General features: G+C 35.2%; 20 protein-coding genes. 8 read left to right on the top strand and 12 right to left on the bottom strand.

Annotated elements, in window-relative coordinates:
* Window positions 1–59: 59 nt before the first annotated feature.
* Genes VIX88_RS11470 through VIX88_RS11445 form a run of 6 tightly spaced genes read right to left on the bottom strand, consistent with a single transcriptional unit; the run spans window position 60 to window position 4118 of the window.
* Complete coding sequence (locus VIX88_RS11470) at window positions 60–671, bottom strand: inorganic pyrophosphatase (RefSeq protein WP_064970865.1); 612 nt, start codon at window positions 669–671, stop codon at window positions 60–62.
* A gap of 16 nt (window positions 672–687) precedes the next feature.
* Window positions 688–1194 (bottom strand): hypothetical protein, encoded by a 507-nt coding sequence (locus tag VIX88_RS11465; protein WP_109475099.1) that lies wholly within the window; start codon window positions 1192–1194, stop codon window positions 688–690.
* A 58-nt stretch (window positions 1195–1252) separates the two neighbouring features.
* On the bottom strand, window positions 1253–2155 hold the full coding sequence (locus VIX88_RS11460) for a hypothetical protein (RefSeq protein WP_064970861.1): 903 nt from the start codon (window positions 2153–2155) through the stop codon (window positions 1253–1255).
* Window positions 2139–2816, bottom strand: coding sequence for a RadC family protein (radC, locus tag VIX88_RS11455; RefSeq protein WP_064970859.1), 678 nt, complete (start codon window positions 2814–2816; stop codon window positions 2139–2141). Before radC ends, VIX88_RS11460 begins: the two co-directional genes overlap by 17 nt.
* 18 nt (window positions 2817–2834) lie before the next feature.
* Window positions 2835–3446, bottom strand: a complete 612-nt coding sequence (locus tag VIX88_RS11450) for a murein L,D-transpeptidase catalytic domain-containing protein (protein ID WP_222535092.1) — start codon at window positions 3444–3446, stop codon at window positions 2835–2837.
* A 6-nt stretch (window positions 3447–3452) separates the two neighbouring features.
* A complete protein-coding gene (locus tag VIX88_RS11445) occupies window positions 3453–4118 on the bottom strand; it encodes an ABC transporter ATP-binding protein (RefSeq protein ID WP_064970855.1) in 666 nt (221 codons plus the stop codon).
* A 113-nt stretch (window positions 4119–4231) separates the two neighbouring features.
* On the opposite strand from VIX88_RS11445, the gene VIX88_RS11440 reads away from it, so the two are divergent.
* The 3 genes from VIX88_RS11440 to folP are packed head-to-tail and all read left to right on the top strand — an operon-like array spanning window position 4232 to window position 6114.
* Window positions 4232–4579, top strand: coding sequence for a CidA/LrgA family protein (locus VIX88_RS11440; protein ID WP_064970853.1), 348 nt, complete (start codon window positions 4232–4234; stop codon window positions 4577–4579).
* A 2-nt stretch (window positions 4580–4581) separates the two neighbouring features.
* Window positions 4582–5274: an LrgB family protein gene (locus VIX88_RS11435; RefSeq protein WP_154212661.1), complete on the top strand. Its 693-nt coding sequence runs from the start codon at window positions 4582–4584 to the stop codon at window positions 5272–5274.
* A 15-nt stretch (window positions 5275–5289) separates the two neighbouring features.
* Window positions 5290–6114, top strand: coding sequence for a dihydropteroate synthase (gene folP, locus VIX88_RS11430; RefSeq protein WP_154212662.1), 825 nt, complete (start codon window positions 5290–5292; stop codon window positions 6112–6114).
* Window positions 6115–6143: 29 nt separating this feature from the next.
* Here the strand turns inward: folP and cmk are convergent, their stop codons facing one another.
* Genes cmk through panD form a run of 4 tightly spaced genes read right to left on the bottom strand, consistent with a single transcriptional unit; the run spans window position 6144 to window position 9236 of the window.
* Window positions 6144–6815 carry a (d)CMP kinase gene (gene cmk / locus VIX88_RS11425; RefSeq protein ID WP_154212664.1) on the bottom strand — a complete coding sequence of 224 codons (672 nt, stop codon included), beginning with the start codon at window positions 6813–6815 and terminating at the stop codon, window positions 6144–6146.
* A 21-nt stretch (window positions 6816–6836) separates the two neighbouring features.
* Window positions 6837–7832: a type IX secretion system protein PorQ gene (gene porQ, locus VIX88_RS11420; RefSeq protein ID WP_214193883.1), complete on the bottom strand. Its 996-nt coding sequence runs from the start codon at window positions 7830–7832 to the stop codon at window positions 6837–6839.
* A 12-nt stretch (window positions 7833–7844) separates the two neighbouring features.
* Window positions 7845–8885 (bottom strand): lysylphosphatidylglycerol synthase transmembrane domain-containing protein, encoded by a 1041-nt coding sequence (locus VIX88_RS11415; RefSeq protein WP_064970847.1) that lies wholly within the window; start codon window positions 8883–8885, stop codon window positions 7845–7847.
* A complete protein-coding gene (gene panD / locus VIX88_RS11410) occupies window positions 8886–9236 on the bottom strand; it encodes an aspartate 1-decarboxylase (RefSeq protein WP_038694027.1) in 351 nt (116 codons plus the stop codon). It abuts the gene before it with no gap.
* A 297-nt stretch (window positions 9237–9533) separates the two neighbouring features.
* Between panD and VIX88_RS11405 the strand changes: the two genes are divergently transcribed.
* Complete coding sequence (locus VIX88_RS11405; protein WP_127919811.1) at window positions 9534–10412, top strand: IS982-like element ISRa1 family transposase; 879 nt, start codon at window positions 9534–9536, stop codon at window positions 10410–10412.
* A 108-nt stretch (window positions 10413–10520) separates the two neighbouring features.
* Complete coding sequence (locus VIX88_RS11400) at window positions 10521–10811, top strand: HU family DNA-binding protein (RefSeq protein ID WP_013446831.1); 291 nt, start codon at window positions 10521–10523, stop codon at window positions 10809–10811.
* A gap of 136 nt (window positions 10812–10947) precedes the next feature.
* On the opposite strand, the gene VIX88_RS11395 is transcribed toward VIX88_RS11400, so the two are convergent.
* Window positions 10948–12024: a DUF2891 domain-containing protein gene (locus tag VIX88_RS11395; protein ID WP_064970688.1), complete on the bottom strand. Its 1077-nt coding sequence runs from the start codon at window positions 12022–12024 to the stop codon at window positions 10948–10950.
* 67 nt (window positions 12025–12091) lie between these two features.
* On the bottom strand, window positions 12092–12736 hold the full coding sequence (pdxH, locus tag VIX88_RS11390; protein WP_004920279.1) for a pyridoxamine 5'-phosphate oxidase: 645 nt from the start codon (window positions 12734–12736) through the stop codon (window positions 12092–12094).
* Window positions 12737–12758: 22 nt separating this feature from the next.
* On the opposite strand from pdxH, the gene VIX88_RS11385 reads away from it, so the two are divergent.
* From VIX88_RS11385 to VIX88_RS11375, 3 genes are all read left to right on the top strand, one after another.
* Entirely contained in the window at window positions 12759–13307 is a 549-nt protein-coding gene (locus VIX88_RS11385) for a YqgE/AlgH family protein (RefSeq protein ID WP_064970686.1), read from the top strand.
* A 90-nt stretch (window positions 13308–13397) separates the two neighbouring features.
* Window positions 13398–14840 (top strand): aminoacyl-histidine dipeptidase, encoded by a 1443-nt coding sequence (locus tag VIX88_RS11380; protein ID WP_064970684.1) that lies wholly within the window; start codon window positions 13398–13400, stop codon window positions 14838–14840.
* 81 nt (window positions 14841–14921) lie between these two features.
* Entirely contained in the window at window positions 14922–15848 is a 927-nt protein-coding gene (locus tag VIX88_RS11375; RefSeq protein ID WP_038694022.1) for an endonuclease/exonuclease/phosphatase family protein, read from the top strand.
* Window positions 15849–15860: the final 12 nt, after the last annotated feature.

Here is a 15860-nt window from a genome sequence, read left to right as displayed (position 1 = left end):
CCGAATATTATTCAGTTTTTAGGTTCTTCTTCCTTAGTTTTCACTATAAGTCTTAAAAATTATTCTCCGTAGTTTGTTTGATAATCTTTAAGAGATGCCTCTACTACCTTTTTAGCGTATTCTGCTCCGTAAGTTTCATCTATTCTGCAAGATGCTTCTTCGTAAGGTAGATTTTTGTAAGTCAAAAAGTAGTGTTTTAGTCTTTTAATTTCCGCCTCTGGAAGTTCAGATATATCTCTGATGTGCCCATAAGACTGGTCGCCCACCATTACTGCTATGATTTTATCGTCAGCTTCACCTTTGTCTATCATCTTAAACCCACCGATTGGAATAGCGTCCATCAATAAATTACCTGACTGTATATTGTGCGAACTCAACACACAAATATCAAGTGGATCGTGGTCTCCCATAGTAACATCTTTAGCACCGCTTTCTACTGCCAATTTCTTTACTTCTTCATCGCAATAAGTTCTTGGGATAAAACCATACAAAGCTGGAATAATGTTAGAAAACTTCTGTGGTCTATCTACTTTTAAGTAACCACTTTCCTTATCCACTTCGTATTTAATGGTATCCGAAGGTACAATCTCTACATATACCGTTACCACTTCTGGTGCTTTTTCTCCCGCAGAAATACCGTGCCACGGGTGTGCTTTAAAACTTGGAATCATTTGATTATATTTAATTTTATTTTGCTTTTAATATTTCTTTCCTCAACTCGTCTAGACAAAGACCAATGTAATCTTCGCCGTTGATATAGCTCATCAGAAAAACGGTTTTAAACTCCTCTAAACTAGCTTCATTAAGCCCTTGATAAGTATCTTTGAGCAACTTAATTATACTATTTTTAGCATCGGTTATATTTTCCCAAATCACTTTGTCTATATAGATTTGCTGAGAAATATTATATTCAAACTCTTGGTTGATATTTTTCTCTGTTAAATACAAAAACTCGTGAGTAGCTAAGTTTTTATCAAAATTTTGGATAAGATGAGCAGGTTTTATACGCTCCAAAAAAATCGCCATTCTCTCGTGAGCTTGTGTATTTATTTCTTTTCCTTTTTTTAAAGTTAAAAGTTCCAATTCCTTTGCTTTCGCTTTCATATAGTAATGAAGCCCCTGTCTAATAAAAACTAAAAAGGGAAACGCCAACACCAAAGCAAATGCATACGGCAAAAATTCTTTATAACTCATTTTTCAGAAAAAATAAGGGCAAAGTTAGTGATTTAAACTGATTTTAAAAACAGTCTTTCTAACGCAACCCTATAAATTGTAAAAGAAGTTGTTTTTTGGATTGATGATAGACTGGATATCTCTCTAAAACCGCTCCAAACCGCTGATTAAACTGCTCCACAGAAGGAATATTACTCCCAAAGAAATTAAACTGATGAGTCTCAATAGATTGTTTGATGATTTCATCTAAAATTACCGAAGGCGCATTAGTCTTTTGATTTTTATTATTTATAAAGCAGAGCAAAGCCTTCTCGCCCCCCAAATTAGAAATTACCGCTACGGAAAGCAAAGCTCCTTGCAAACCTCTAGCTGCATAAATTTCTAGTAGTTTTTTTTGTTCTAGATATTCCAAGTGTTTGAAATATTTTTCTTTCAATCTATCTGACGATAACCACTCTACAAACTGAAAAAAGAAAGGTTTTATTTCAGATAAATTTTCTAGTGAGGAAATTTTAATTTCATTGTTTTTCGGAGACTTAAGATTTCTCTTTCGACTGGTGGAATAGTTACTAAACACTTCTGAGTAAGAGGATTTATGAAGTCTATAGTTCTTCCTCCACAGCTCTAAATTCAATTTATTTCTAGTATTAAATGCATAATAAACTACCTTATAATTATTTTTCAAAAAGCTAAAAAACAACTCGTTAATCTCCAAATTGTCTTTTTTTGAAAAAATACCCAACTGCTGTAAAAACGGAGGAAATAACACCCATTTAACTCCAAACTTTTTGATAATTGGTACAGGCATTACGGCTTCATAATCTCCTAAAACTATAACTTCCCAACTTCCTCTATTTAAAGCATTAAGGTAAACCGCTTCGGCTTGAAAATGATACTGCTCAGAAGCTCTTAAACATTGAGTGTATTTCTCAATATCAATCTGATGATTTTTAAGCAACCGCAGCTTATAACACGCCTTCATCTGCGAAACTAAAATATTTATTTTTAGCAATAATGATATGATCTAACAATCTGATATCCAATAAGAATCCCGCTTCTTTTATTTTCTTAGTGATTTCCAAATCTTGCTCACTAGGTGAAATGCTCCCCGATGGGTGATTATGCACCACTATAATAGCCGTAGCGTAATGCTCTAACGCCATTTTGAACATCAATCTTACATCTACCACCGTACCCGATATTCCACCTTTGGATAAAGGTTTCTTCTGCAAAACTTTATTACTTTGATTAAGAAATATCACCCAAAATTCTTCATTGGGTAAATCGCTTAAAAGCGGTGCCATCATTTCAAATATATCCGAACTTTGCGTAATCTGTAACCTTTTAGGTTGTTCCTGCATCGCTCTCCGTCTGCCGATTTCGAGAGCCGTCGCAATACTAATGGCTTTAGCTTCTCCTACGCCTCTAAACTTCATCAAATCCGCAACACCTACCTCGCTCAACGCATTCCAATTATGCCCATAAGTTTGCAAAATTCTTCTCGCCAAATCTACCGCCGACTCTTCCCTATTGCCACTTCCCATAATAATCGCTAATAGTTCTGCATCAGATAAAGCATCTCTACCTTTGGTTAAAAATTTCTCTCTAGGGCGGTCGTCTTCCGATAGATTTTTTATGGACATGATGACTTGATATTTAATTTAATAATAAGAATAAAGCAAAATAGGTTTTTCCGAAGTATCTATATAGTTTTCTAATCGATTAAAAAACAAATGAGAAACCATAGGACAACCTAAACTCAACGAAATATCTCCATCTATTTCTTGATTCGGAATACTATGATAACTATGTAGAACAATAGCTCTACGAAGGGCATTACTATTAGATTTATCTAACCCTACCAGCCTATAAGATTTGCCAAACTGACCTCTATAACTATTGCCTATTTTAAATTTACCCAAAGAAGATTGATATGAGTTTTCTGTATTAGAAAATACAAGAGTATTATCTGCTTTATTTACCGACCCCGAACCGTGAGCTACCAAACCTCTATCTATAACTTTATCCGCTTTAAAACTATAAACAAAGAAGCGATACTTACCTGATGGAATTTTATAATCTATCAGCATCACAATATCCTGATTATAATTTTTATTTTGGATATATTTCTTTGCAATTAGAATTTTCTCTTTAAGTCTTTTTTGTTGAAAAGAATCATCTAGAATCGTTGATTTTTCTGAATCTAACGGAACATTCTCTTTATCACAAGAGTGCCAAATACTTAAAAACAAAAAGAGACAAAGCGTTCTCATACTCAATTATAGTATCAACCCGTCTTTCATAACTAGCTTTCTATCTGTACTATCGGCTAGTGTGTTGTTATGTGTTACAATGATGAATGTCTGCTGATATTTGTCTCTAAGGTCAAAAAACAATTGATGCAGAGCATCGGCGTTTTTAGAGTCTAAATTCCCTGTAGGTTCATCAGCAAAAATAGCTTTAGGGCTGCCTATCAGCGCTCTAATCACTGCTACTCTTTGGGCTTCTCCCCCAGAAAGTTGTTTAGGTTTATGATTAATTCTCTCTGCTATTTTAAGTTCTTCAAATAATGCGTGTGCCTTTTCTATATAGTCTTTGTCAGCCTTCCCTGCTATTTTAATGGGTAATAGAACATTTTCCAAAGCGGTAAATTCTGGCAACAACTGGTGACTTTGGAACACAAAACCTATATTTTCGTTTCTAAATTTAGACAAATCTTTGTCGTTCATCGTAAGAAAAGATTGCCCAGCGATGCTTATTTCTGTACCATATATACCCACATCAGATGGCATATCCAACGTTCCTAAAATATGTAATAGTGTAGATTTACCTGCACCAGACTCCCCAACTATAGATACCACTTCTGCTGGTTTTATCTCAATATCTACTCCTTTTAGCACTTCTAAATCACCGTAGTATTTATGTATCTTTTTTGCCTTTATCATAGCCCCAAATTTACATAATATTTAGCAACTTACAAGGCTTCATAATGCTACTTATCAATACCCAATATTATATTGTATATTTGCCCTACTTGTAAAATCTATAAACAAATATTATGATTTTAGCTAGATATTGTGCCATTATTTTAGGGTTTTTAGCATTGGGAGAACTGATAGTTTTTCTTACTGGAATTAAATTCCCCTCAAGCCTTATCGGTATGTTTCTACTGACTTTTGCTCTTCACAAAAAATGGATAAAGTTGGAATGGGTCAAAGGTATTTCGGACTTTCTTTTAGGCAATCTAGGGCTATTCTTTATCCCTGTATGTGTGGCAATAATGCTCTATTTTGATTTGTTATGGGATAATATTATTCCTATTATGGTATCCATTGTTATCAGTAGTGCTTTGGTAATTTTAGTAACGGGCAAGGTTTATCAGTTCATTCGTAAAAAATTAAAATAAGTATGATGGCTTTTTTAGAGAATCCAATTTGGTTGTTAGGGCTTACGTTTGTTATATACTACGGCACCATTATGCTCAACCAAAAAATACAATCACCTTTTCTCAATCCAGTACTTATTGCCTCCGCTGTCATTATCGGCTATCTAATGGTATTTAATATCCCTTACAATACCTATGCTGTGGCAGGTAACTATATAGATTTTTGGCTTAAACCTTCTGTAGTTGCTCTTGCAGTGCCACTATATTTACAACTAGAAAGAATTAAGAAACAACTCCTCTCTATCCTTATCTCTCATTTGTTTGGAAGCGTGGTGGGAGTAATTAGTGTTTGTTCTGTAGCTAAATTACTCGGAGCCAGCAGAGAGGTTGTAATTTCATTAGCTCCTAAATCCATTACTACACCACTTGCCATAGAAGTTTCCAACACTGTTGGTGGTATTGTTCCGCTTACGGTTTCTACCGTTATTATTACAGGGTTGATAGGTGGCATTATAGGATTACAAGTTCTAAAATACACCAAAATCAATAGCCCAATGGGGCAAAGTATTTCGCTAGGAGCCTCTTCGCACGGATTAGGCGTAATGATGGCAATAGAAATGAGCGAAAAACACGCTGGTTTTGCAAGTGTAGGACTGATACTTAATGGGATTTTCACGGCATTATTAGCTCCTATTATTGTAAATTGGCTATTCTAAAATAAATTATTATTGATGAAAACTCACTCTATCAACTGTCGGGGAAGACTTGTAGATTTTTCTACTCCCAAAATTATGGGAATCCTTAACCTTACCCCAGATTCTTTTTCTGACGGCGGAAAATTTAATACAGAAACCTCCGCTTTAATTCAAACTGAAAAAATGCTTAAAGAAGGGGCTTCGTTTATTGATTTAGGGGCTCAATCTACACGCCCTAATGCCCAACTAATTTCGGCACAAGAGGAAATTAAACGCATAGGAAACCTCGTCAGTCTCATAAGAAAAGAGTTCCCCGAAGCACTCATTTCTTTAGATACCTTTTATAGTGAAGTAATGCGTTTTGGTTACGAGGAAGGTATAGACCTCATCAATGATATTTCTGGTGGACAGTTTGACCCTAAAGTATGGGAGACCGTAGCCCAACTAAAACTCCCTTATGTACTGATGCACATTAACCTAGAATATCGAACTATGCATGAAAAAATAGCCTACGATGATATCACTAAAAACATCAATTTCTATTTTTCTGAAAAAATAAATCAGTTGAAAGCACTAGGCATTCACGATGTGATACTAGACCCTGGATTTGGGTTCGGCAAAACCATAGAAGACCAAATGACAATGATAGACGAGGTAGAACACATCGGATTTGGAAAATATCCCATACTAATTGGCATCTCTAGAAAATCGTTTATTTATAAACCTTTGGGAAAATCGCCAATGGAAATAGACAAAGAAACGCAACAACTGCATCTAAAAGTGCTCCAACAAGGGGCTAGTATTCTGCGAGTACACGATGTTGCTTCGGCTAAAAGAACACTAGACCAATACTTATCATAAACACAAAAGAGAGGAAGAACCTCTCTTTTTTATTTTTTAATATAGCTTAAGATAGCTTCTATCGTTTGCTCCTTGTCTAAATTGGTATTGTCTATACAAATAGCATCTTCCGTTTGGATTAAAGGAGCCACCGCCCTCTCCGAGTCTTTTTTATCTCGTTCAATAAGGTTGGTTCTCACTTCGTCCATCGTAGTTTCTGTACCAGAAGCCTTTAGTTCTAGAAATCTTCGTTTAGTTCTTTCTTCAACACTCGCCGTGAGGAAAAACTTATAATCAGCATTCGGAAGTACCACACTGCCTATGTCCCTACCGTCCATTACCACGCCTCCGTTAGCCGCAATATCCCTTTGAGTTTGTAACAGAAAGCTTCTTACTTCGGGCATTTTAGCAACATCACTCACTTTTTGATTCACCTCCATAGAACGGATTTTCTCTGCCACATTCTCCCCATTAAGGAAAAGAGATAACTGATACTGTTCTTCTTTAAATTCTAAATGAATATTGGGCAGTTGCTCCACCAAAGCAACAGAATCAAACCCATCAGTAGAAGGGCAGTTCTGAAGGGCAAAATAAGTAATGGCTCTATACAAAGCTCCTGTATCTAAATGGATTATCTCCAATCTTTTGGCTATCTCTTTAGAAATAGAACTTTTTCCTGTGGAAGAATAGCCATCTATAGCGATTACGGGTAATTTTGTCATCATAGTTGTTTTTAATTTTTATTATCTTCTGTAGCCACTTAATTCTACTAAATCCAACGAAACGCCCAACAAATTAAAGTTAGACGCATTGTGATAACGACTGTGAGTATAATCAAAACGAAAGTAAGACACCTTTAAACCAAATCCGAAAGATAATCCTGTGAAATTTCTTTGTTCCTCTATACTTAGCTCATTACCTCGTTTCACATTATACCCCAAGCGAAGGTTAAAACTTTGTTCAGGAAACAGCTCTGCTCCAAACGAAAAGTGATCAAACAATTTCCTCGTCCATTTAGTTTCTTGTCCATTTCTGTTGTAATCTTGAGAAACATTCCATTTTTGGAGATTTTGTGCGGTAATGGTAAATGCTAAAGGAAATTCGTCTAGTTGTTTGGTATAGCCTAAATCTATCCTTAATGGCAACTTTTCCCTAACACCATTATAAGTCTTGAATTGATAGCCAAAATTTCTTATTACTAGACCTACGGTTTCTTTAGATTTATCATTATGATAAGCCATTCCTAGACTCCCAACTACCGCCATAGAATTATAATTATCTATTTTGGAAGTTACTAAGTTAAGGTTAGAGCCTATCGTCCAATTATCTTCAAACTGATAGGCATAGCCCAAACCTAAAGAAGCGTCCATCGCAGAAAAATCGCCATTGATATTCCCAAACTCATCTGTTCTAGGCATATTGCCATAATCCAAATACCTTACATTGGCAGAAACTAAATGTCCATACTCCAAGTCTTTAGCATAGCTCACTGTACCATAATGAGCCCCTGTTAAATAGCTAGCATAGTTTACGGATAGTCTAGAATCCATCTCCACATTAAGCAACGCTGGATTAACTGCCGCTAAGTTTTGGTCGTAATCTCTTACCGAAACCGCCTCACCTAAAACGGCTTGTCTTGCAGAAAAAGGCATATTAAGGAAGCTATAAACCGTAGTACCGTCTTGAGCCGATACCAACACACTTATAATTAGTCCTAAAAATAAGAATACCTTTTTCAAAATATTAAATCATTATTTGAATGCTATTTTCTTAGCCTTCGCTAACATAGGAATTGCGATAAGCCCCATTACTAGCATAATTACCAACTGCATTGTATGAGATATAAACGCATAAGATAAACCTACCTCGCCACCTTTTTCTGGCGACAACCCAAACGATAGAAACAATGCCATAAATCCTATCTTAAGTGCGAAATGGAAAGCTCCTATCCCACCACTTGCGGGAACCATCATTCCTAATGTTCCTACCACAATAATAAAGAAACCATCTGCTATACCCAAGTTAGAAGTTTCGGGCAAAGCAAAACAAACCAAATACGCCGCCAGATAGTAGCACACCCAAATCCCCAAAGATAAAAGGATAAACTTCAACCTTTGCCTGATTTGAAAGATGGTCTTTAATCCATCTATAATTCCTTTAATAAAACTGATTACTTTCTGATATATTGTAGTCTGCTGTATTTTTTTTCTAAAAAGAATTAAAGTCAAAGCACCCAATACCAATAAAACTAAAGAAAGAACCATACTATATGAATTCCCTTCTTGTAGTGATTGCTGTTCTTGTTTTTGTTCCGACGCCATTTTGTAGAAAGAAAGTATAGCATCGTATTTAAACAATAGAGTCAATGCTAAAAAAAGCCCCATACACACTAAATCTACTACTCTCTCTAAAATAATCGTCCCAAACGATTTATCCACAGGCACTTTTTCAACACCATAGAGGGCAGTCGCTCTTGCTACTTCGCCACTTCTAGGAATGGTAAGATTCATTAAATAACCAAAGGATAAAGTCCAAAGGGCATTAGCATTAGAAATAGTATATCCCATAGGTTCTAGTAGTAAATTCCAGCGTATCGCTCTCACCCAATACGCCAGCACTCCAAAAAAAGCGGCCACGGCTACCCAAAAATAATTTGCTTTGGCAAGAGATTGCTTGATACTTTCCAAATCTAGTCCCTTTACCGCTAACCACATAAACAATCCTGCAAAACCAATAGATACAACTATGGTAAGTAATGTCTTAAGCGGATTATGATTACTTTTAGCCGTCATCTAAGTAAGTAGGTTCGTTTCTTCGTTAGGGAAAACAATTTTAGGTTGGAAATTCTGTGCTTCTTCTGGAGTCATCTGTGCATAAGAAATAATGATAATGATATCTCCCTTCTGCACCTTTCTCGCCGCAGGACCGTTGAGGCAAACCTCTCCAGATTTTCTCTTACCTTTAATCACGTAGGTATCAAAACGCTCCCCATTGTTCACATTTACGATATAAACTCTTTCACCAACTACAATACCTGCCGCTTCTATAAGCTCCTCATCTATTGTAATGCTACCCATATAGTTAAGATCAGACTCTGTTACCTTTACTCTATGAATCTTTGATTTAAATACTTCTATTAACATGCTGCAAATTTAAACCAAATTATCAAAACAGTCTCTATTTTTAGATGTGGTATTTTTTTGTATTATTCAATTTAACAACAATTAAATTAAATATAATTAAACCACTACAAAACAAATACTTAAAAATAAAACATAGCTTATAAAGCCTATATAAAACAAAAAATGAATTTAAAATATTTAGAAGAAAAAAGGTATATTTTATCAATTTAAACCCGTTGTGCATTATGAAATGAAAAAAACAAGAGTTGTTTATTAGACTGAAAATCAGTATATTGTTTTTGCTATAAAACGATATAAATGAACAACATAGAGCAAATATATGAAAGAATTTTGGAAGTTTTAGGACTTTTTTCAGAAAATCAACTGATTAGTTATCAGAGAAGAACACCTAAAATGAGCGATTTAGAAGTCATAAGTCTTAATATTACTGCTGAATACTTGAGTATTGATAGCGAATTACAGTTATTTAGAAAATTGCCAAACTCTCTGATAAACAAAATTGAAAGAAGTGTTTACAATAAGCGAAAACGAAGACTATCCCTACAAACAGAGCAAATTAGACAGCGTATTTCGATGGAGTTCAATGAGTTTGAAGATATTTTTATCGTTGATAGCATGCCAATGAAAGTTTGTGAAAATGCTCGTTCTACTCGTTCAAAAATTTGTAAAGAGCAATCCTATTCTTCACCAACATATGGTTATTGTGCTTCACAGAAATTATATTTCTATGGCTATAAACTACACGCAGTATGTTCTTTAAATGGTGTGATTAAGAATTTTGATATAAGCCCTGCATCCGTTCACGACATCCACTATTTAAAAGATAGTGGTGAGCAAATGCGAAACTGTACTTTAATTGGAGATAGAGGCTATTTATCAGCAAAAGTTCAAATAGATTTATTTAACTATGCTAATATTAAATTAGATACACCAATGAGAAGTAATCAGAAAGATTATATTCCTCAATTTTCATTGTACAAGAAAAAGCGAAAACGAATTGAGACATTTTTCTCTCAACTTTGCGACCAATTTATGATTAAAAGAAACTATGCTAAAACTTTTGAAGGCTTTAAAACAAGGATAATCAGTAAAATAACCGCCGCAACGGTTATTCAATATATCAATAAATTTATCTTCCAAAGAAAATTAAATCATCTAAAAATCAGTATTATTTAAAATGCACAACGAGTCAATTTAAAATTATTTTTCTGTAAAAAATTTGTAAACTTCAAAAAAACTTTTATATTTGCTATCAATAAGAACTTAACTTTTAATTATAACATTATGAACAAGTCTGAATTAATCGACGTAATGGCAAAAGATGCCGAAATTACAAAAGCTGCTGCAAAGAAAGCTCTAGAATCTTTTGTTAACGCTGTAACTGAAACTCTTAAGAAAAAAGATGGCAAGGTTTCTCTAGTTGGTTTTGGAACTTTTTCTGTAGCTGAAAGAGCTGCTAGACAAGGTATCAACCCTGCAACTAAGAAAGCTATTAAAATCCCTGCTAAAAAAGTAGCTAAATTTAAAGCTGGTTCTGAGCTTGCTGATGCTGTAGCAGGTGCTAAGAAAAAATAATTTATTTCATCAACGAAATAATAAGTCGCTTTTGTTTTACAGAAGCGACTTTTATTTTGTAACAAAATTTTCACCACATAAAAAAAGCCTCTCAAAATATGAAAAGGCTTTTTGAGATATTATATAAATCTAGTTTCTATTCCTCCATAGCCATTAAAGCAAAAGACGCTAGCCAGTGGTCACCACCGTAATCACTTTCAAAAATCAGGGGCAATCCGTTAGATAACAATTCTTTAGAAGCTACTTTAAATTTCTCTTTTAAAGGGTGGTTCTTCGGAAGTGCTTTAGAAATACGCTTCATACACCATGATTTAGAAAACGAAAGCCCTACTAAATGTACAATTTGGTAATCTTTAACATCACTAATAATAGGAGCTTTTATAATGTTATCTACCCCTCTTCTATCAAAAAATTGACCAAGCCACTTTACATATTCCTTTTGAGGTAAAATTCTAGACATCAATGCTGCTGTTTCTAAACTTGGAGAGAAAAAATCCGAGCCATTAGGTTCTAAATGAGCTGGAATTAAACGGTCTTCCAAAAAAAATTGCTTGGACTTTTGTATCAATTCTTGTTCAAAAATGCTATTGTTTGTTGCTCTAGCCCAATCAATCGCAAAACCTAGAGCAAACGCCGTGTTAGGGTGCGTCCCTACTCTATTAGGATAAGTTTGTTTCGGGAGATAATCTTTCCAAAGAGAGACTATTTTTCGTGTTAATGGTTGTAATTTCTCGTGCCATTGTTTCCCTAGAGGGCTATCCCACGTGGCTAATTCTTGGTCTAATTTAAGTAGCCACGCCCAACCATAAGTCCTTTCAAATACATTAGAGCCTTTATATTTATTAAAATAATTCGCCTCTGCTTCTATCTTTTCTAAATTGAAAGATTCATCTAATATTTTCACAATTTCCTGATAATTAGAAACATTAGATCTTGTTTTAATGAGTTTCACTAACATCCAATGCCCGTGAACACTACTATGCCAATCTAAACAACCATAAAATACAGGGTGTAATTGGCGAGGCGTTAAAGCAACATCTTGCTCTCCATTTATCATATGTCCTGTTTTATTAGGATACTCACAACGAATACAATGCAATGGTAAATTAGATAGCTTAACCAATATTTCGTCCGAGTTTTTTTTAGTTTCCTGTGCTAACGCATTTCCAAAAAGACCGAAAGCTAGTGCTAAAGAAAACAATTTATATTTCATAAAATTGAGTTTTGATTATACTTAACAATGCCAAATCTACACTATTTTGATTGGATTCTCAAAATTTTTAAGGTGCTAATCTAACTATTTGCCAATCAAAATCATCAGTTAATTTATAGACTATTCTATCGTGTAACCTGTTGGGTCTTCCTTGCCAAAACTCTATTTCGTAAGGCTTTGCCAAGTAGCCACCCCAGTTTTCGGGTCTTGGGATTTCCTTTCCTTCTAGTTCTTTTTCTAGTAATTGAAGTTTATTTTCTAGAAAATTTCTATCAGGTATCACTTGACTTTGTGGCGATACTACCGCTCCCAACTGGCTCCCTCTAGGACGAGAATGGAAGTAACCATCACTTAAATTTTTCGCCAAGCGTTCTATATTGGCTTTAATTATAATCTGACGCTCCAGCGGTGGATAAAAGAAGTGTAAACACGCCTTATGATGCTCCTCTATGGCTTTCCCTTTTTGGCTATCATAGTTGGTGTAAAAAATAAAACCTTCCCAAGTGTACGCCTTTAACAGTACCATTCTCGTTCTAGGACAACCGTCTTTATCTATGGTAGAAATACTCATAGCATTAGCCTCAGCAATGGCAGGGTGTTCCTCAGCATCAGAAAACCAATCTCTAAACTGCTCTATTGGGTTAGATTTCACTTGCTCTTCTAACAAAGCACCTTTATCATAAACTTTTCTTTTATCGTGCAGATTTTCCATAAATTTTATTTACTTTTGGGTTATGAATCGGTCTTACAAAGGTAAAATTTTAATTTCTACTCCTGATGTTTCTGGGGATATATTTTCTCGTTCGGTCGTTTTAATCATCAATCACGACGAGGAAGGAGCGTTTGGACTTATCCTCAACAAGAAAAACCCCGTGTTAAGTCATCATTTTCAAAAATCCTTATCACCAAATTTAGAAGTTTATTCAGGTGGTCCTGTGGATACTACTCAAATGTTTTTTATTATTAAAGGAAACGAACCTACCCTAGACACCGAAAAGATTACAGAAGGTTACACCTTTACAGAAAATGCCTCTAAAGTCATCGGTGCAATCATGATGGGAACCATCGCCCCTGAGGACATAAAAATATTTTACGGTTATTCTGGTTGGGGAGCCATGCAATTGGACACAGAAATAGAGAATAAATATTGGATTCCTGTAGAAAACTATGAGGTAGATTTAACTGCAAGTTTCAGCCACACTCTTTGGAAGAATATTATGGAAAATTTGGGTGGGCTTCACCTAATTTGGGCAAACACGCCCGAAGATGTTTCTATGAATTAATCGCTTGGTATCTTCTCTTTTCAACTAGAACATCTAGACATCAGCGGATTTTTTGTAACTTTGGAAAAATAAAAAAAAGATATATCAATTATGAGTTTATCACAAATAGAACCACAAATAATTTGGAAAAACTTCTCTGCTCTTAATGCAGTCCCTAGACCTTCAAAAAAGGAGGAAAGAGTTATAAATTTCATCAAAAATTTTGGAGAAAACTTAGGCTTAGAAACTTCTGTAGATAAAACAGGAAATGTTATTATTAGAAAGCCTGCCACACAAGGTATGGAGCACAGACAACCTATTGTACTCCAATCTCACTTAGATATGGTTTGTCAAAAAAACAACGATGTTAATTTTGATTTTGACAACCAAGGGATTGAAATGTATGTAGATGGTGATTGGGTAAGAGCCAAAGGCACGACTCTAGGAGCAGATAATGGACTAGGCGTTGCTGCAATGATGAGTATCCTAGAAAGTACAGATATTGCTCACCCTGCATTAGAAGCCCTATTTACAATAGATGAAGAAACAGGTATGACTGGAGCGTTTGGGCTAGAGCCTAACACTCTGAATGGAGAGATTCTCCTCAACCTAGATACAGAGGAAGACGATGAGATTGACATAGGTTGCGCTGGAGGAATAGATGTTACCGCCACTCAAAAATACAATACTCAAAAAGTAACAGAAAATGGCTTCAGAATTACCGTAAAAGGGCTGAAAGGTGGACACTCTGGAATGGATATACACAAAGGTTTAGGTAACGCCAACAAGATTTTGGCAAGATTCTTAATGTTAGCCGTTAATAACGAACCTAGATTAGTAAGTATAGACGCAGGAAGCCTTAGAAATGCTATCCCAAGAGAAGGCAGCGTGTCTGTTTTAGTCGCTAATAAAGAGGTATTTTCTACCGAATTTGAAACTTTAAAGTCTGAAATATTAGAGGAATTTGCTACACTAGAAAAAGATTTAAACATCAGTATAGAATCTTGTGATATAGAAGGTAACGCTCTAAGCGTAGAAGATAGCACTAATGTCATTTTAGCCCTTAATGCTGCTCACAATGGCGTTTATCGTATGTCTCCAGACGTAGAAGATTTGGTGGAAGCTTCTAATAATATCGCTAGAGTAGAACTCAAAGATGGAGCTTTACAAATCCTCAACCTTTCTCGCTCATCTGTGGAATCTAGCAAATTAGCAGTAGCTAACCAACTCCGAGCAAGTTTTGAACTGGTAGGAATGGAAGTAAAATTCAGTGGTTCATATCCTGGATGGAAGCCAAAGCCAGGAGCTGAAATCATTAAAGTAATGGAAGAAATCTACCAAAGAGAATTTAATTCTAAACCTAATGTAGTGGCTTGCCACGCTGGTCTAGAGTGCGGAATTATTGGTGCTAATTACCCTAAAATGGAAATGGTAAGCTTTGGACCGACCATCAAAGGAGCTCACTCTCCTGATGAAAGAGCAAGTATTTCTTCAACACAGAAGTTTTGGAAGTTTCTGAAAGAAATTTTAGCCAATATCCCAGAAAAGAAATAATCAAACTAAAAAAGCTCTCGATGATTTGAGGGCTTTTTTAAACTTTTCACTTAGTCATAAGACCACTAAAGTCTTTAAATAATGAACACAAAAAAAGAAATTGTTGCTTTTTATAATGTGGAAATTTTTTTTCCACCACACACACCATATTTACCTCATTGGGATAATTACAAATACCACAACAAACTCCATAAAACAGCACACATTTTTGAACTTATAAATCAATACCACAACACACTTCCTATATTAGTGGGACTAGCCGAAATAGGAAATAAAACAGTGCTAGAAGACTTATTAGCGAAACCTGTTTTTGGTGGAAACTATCACTATCTGCACTACGAATCTCCTGACGAAAGAGGCATAGATGTCGCTCTTCTTTACGATAAAAACAAAATCACGGTGAAGCACTCTGAACCCATCAGGTTTAAGTTTGAAATGAAAAACGAACAAGGAGAACTTTATGAAGACACCACCAGAGATGTTCTACATTCTGTATTAGAATATAACGGAGAAACATTCCATTGTTTTGTAATGCATCTACCTTCCAAAAGAGAGCAAGACATTAACCTCCCTAAACGAAATGAAATTTTAGAAAACATCAACGCTTTGATAGAAAACATCATCATCAAAGATAAAGAAGCGGTACTCGTATTGGGAGATTTTAATGAAAACCCTAACGAAGACAACCTCATTCAGTTTACTTACCACGAGGGTATTTTAGAGCTATTACACAATCCGTTTTCGGCATTGTATTATTTAGGGGACTACTCCACTTACCACAAAAAAGAAGGATTGCTATTTGACCAAATTATGTTTTCAAGAGATTTTTTTCAAACTTCCTTCGGACTAACCTATAAAAAAGCGGAAGTATTTAACCCAACCGAGATAAAAAACTGGGATAAAATGAAAAACAGACCTTTCAGAACCTACTCTGGAACGAGGTATTTGGGTGGTTATAGCGACCATTTTCCTGTATTAGTAGAGTTTGAATCTTTAGCCAAAGGATAAATATCCTTAATT

Source organism: Riemerella anatipestifer (assembly GCF_035666175.1).
Lineage (GTDB): Bacteria > Bacteroidota > Bacteroidia > Flavobacteriales > Weeksellaceae > Riemerella > Riemerella anatipestifer_D.
Note: the sequence above shows the minus strand (reverse complement) of the source record. Positions and strands in the feature narration are given on the sequence as shown.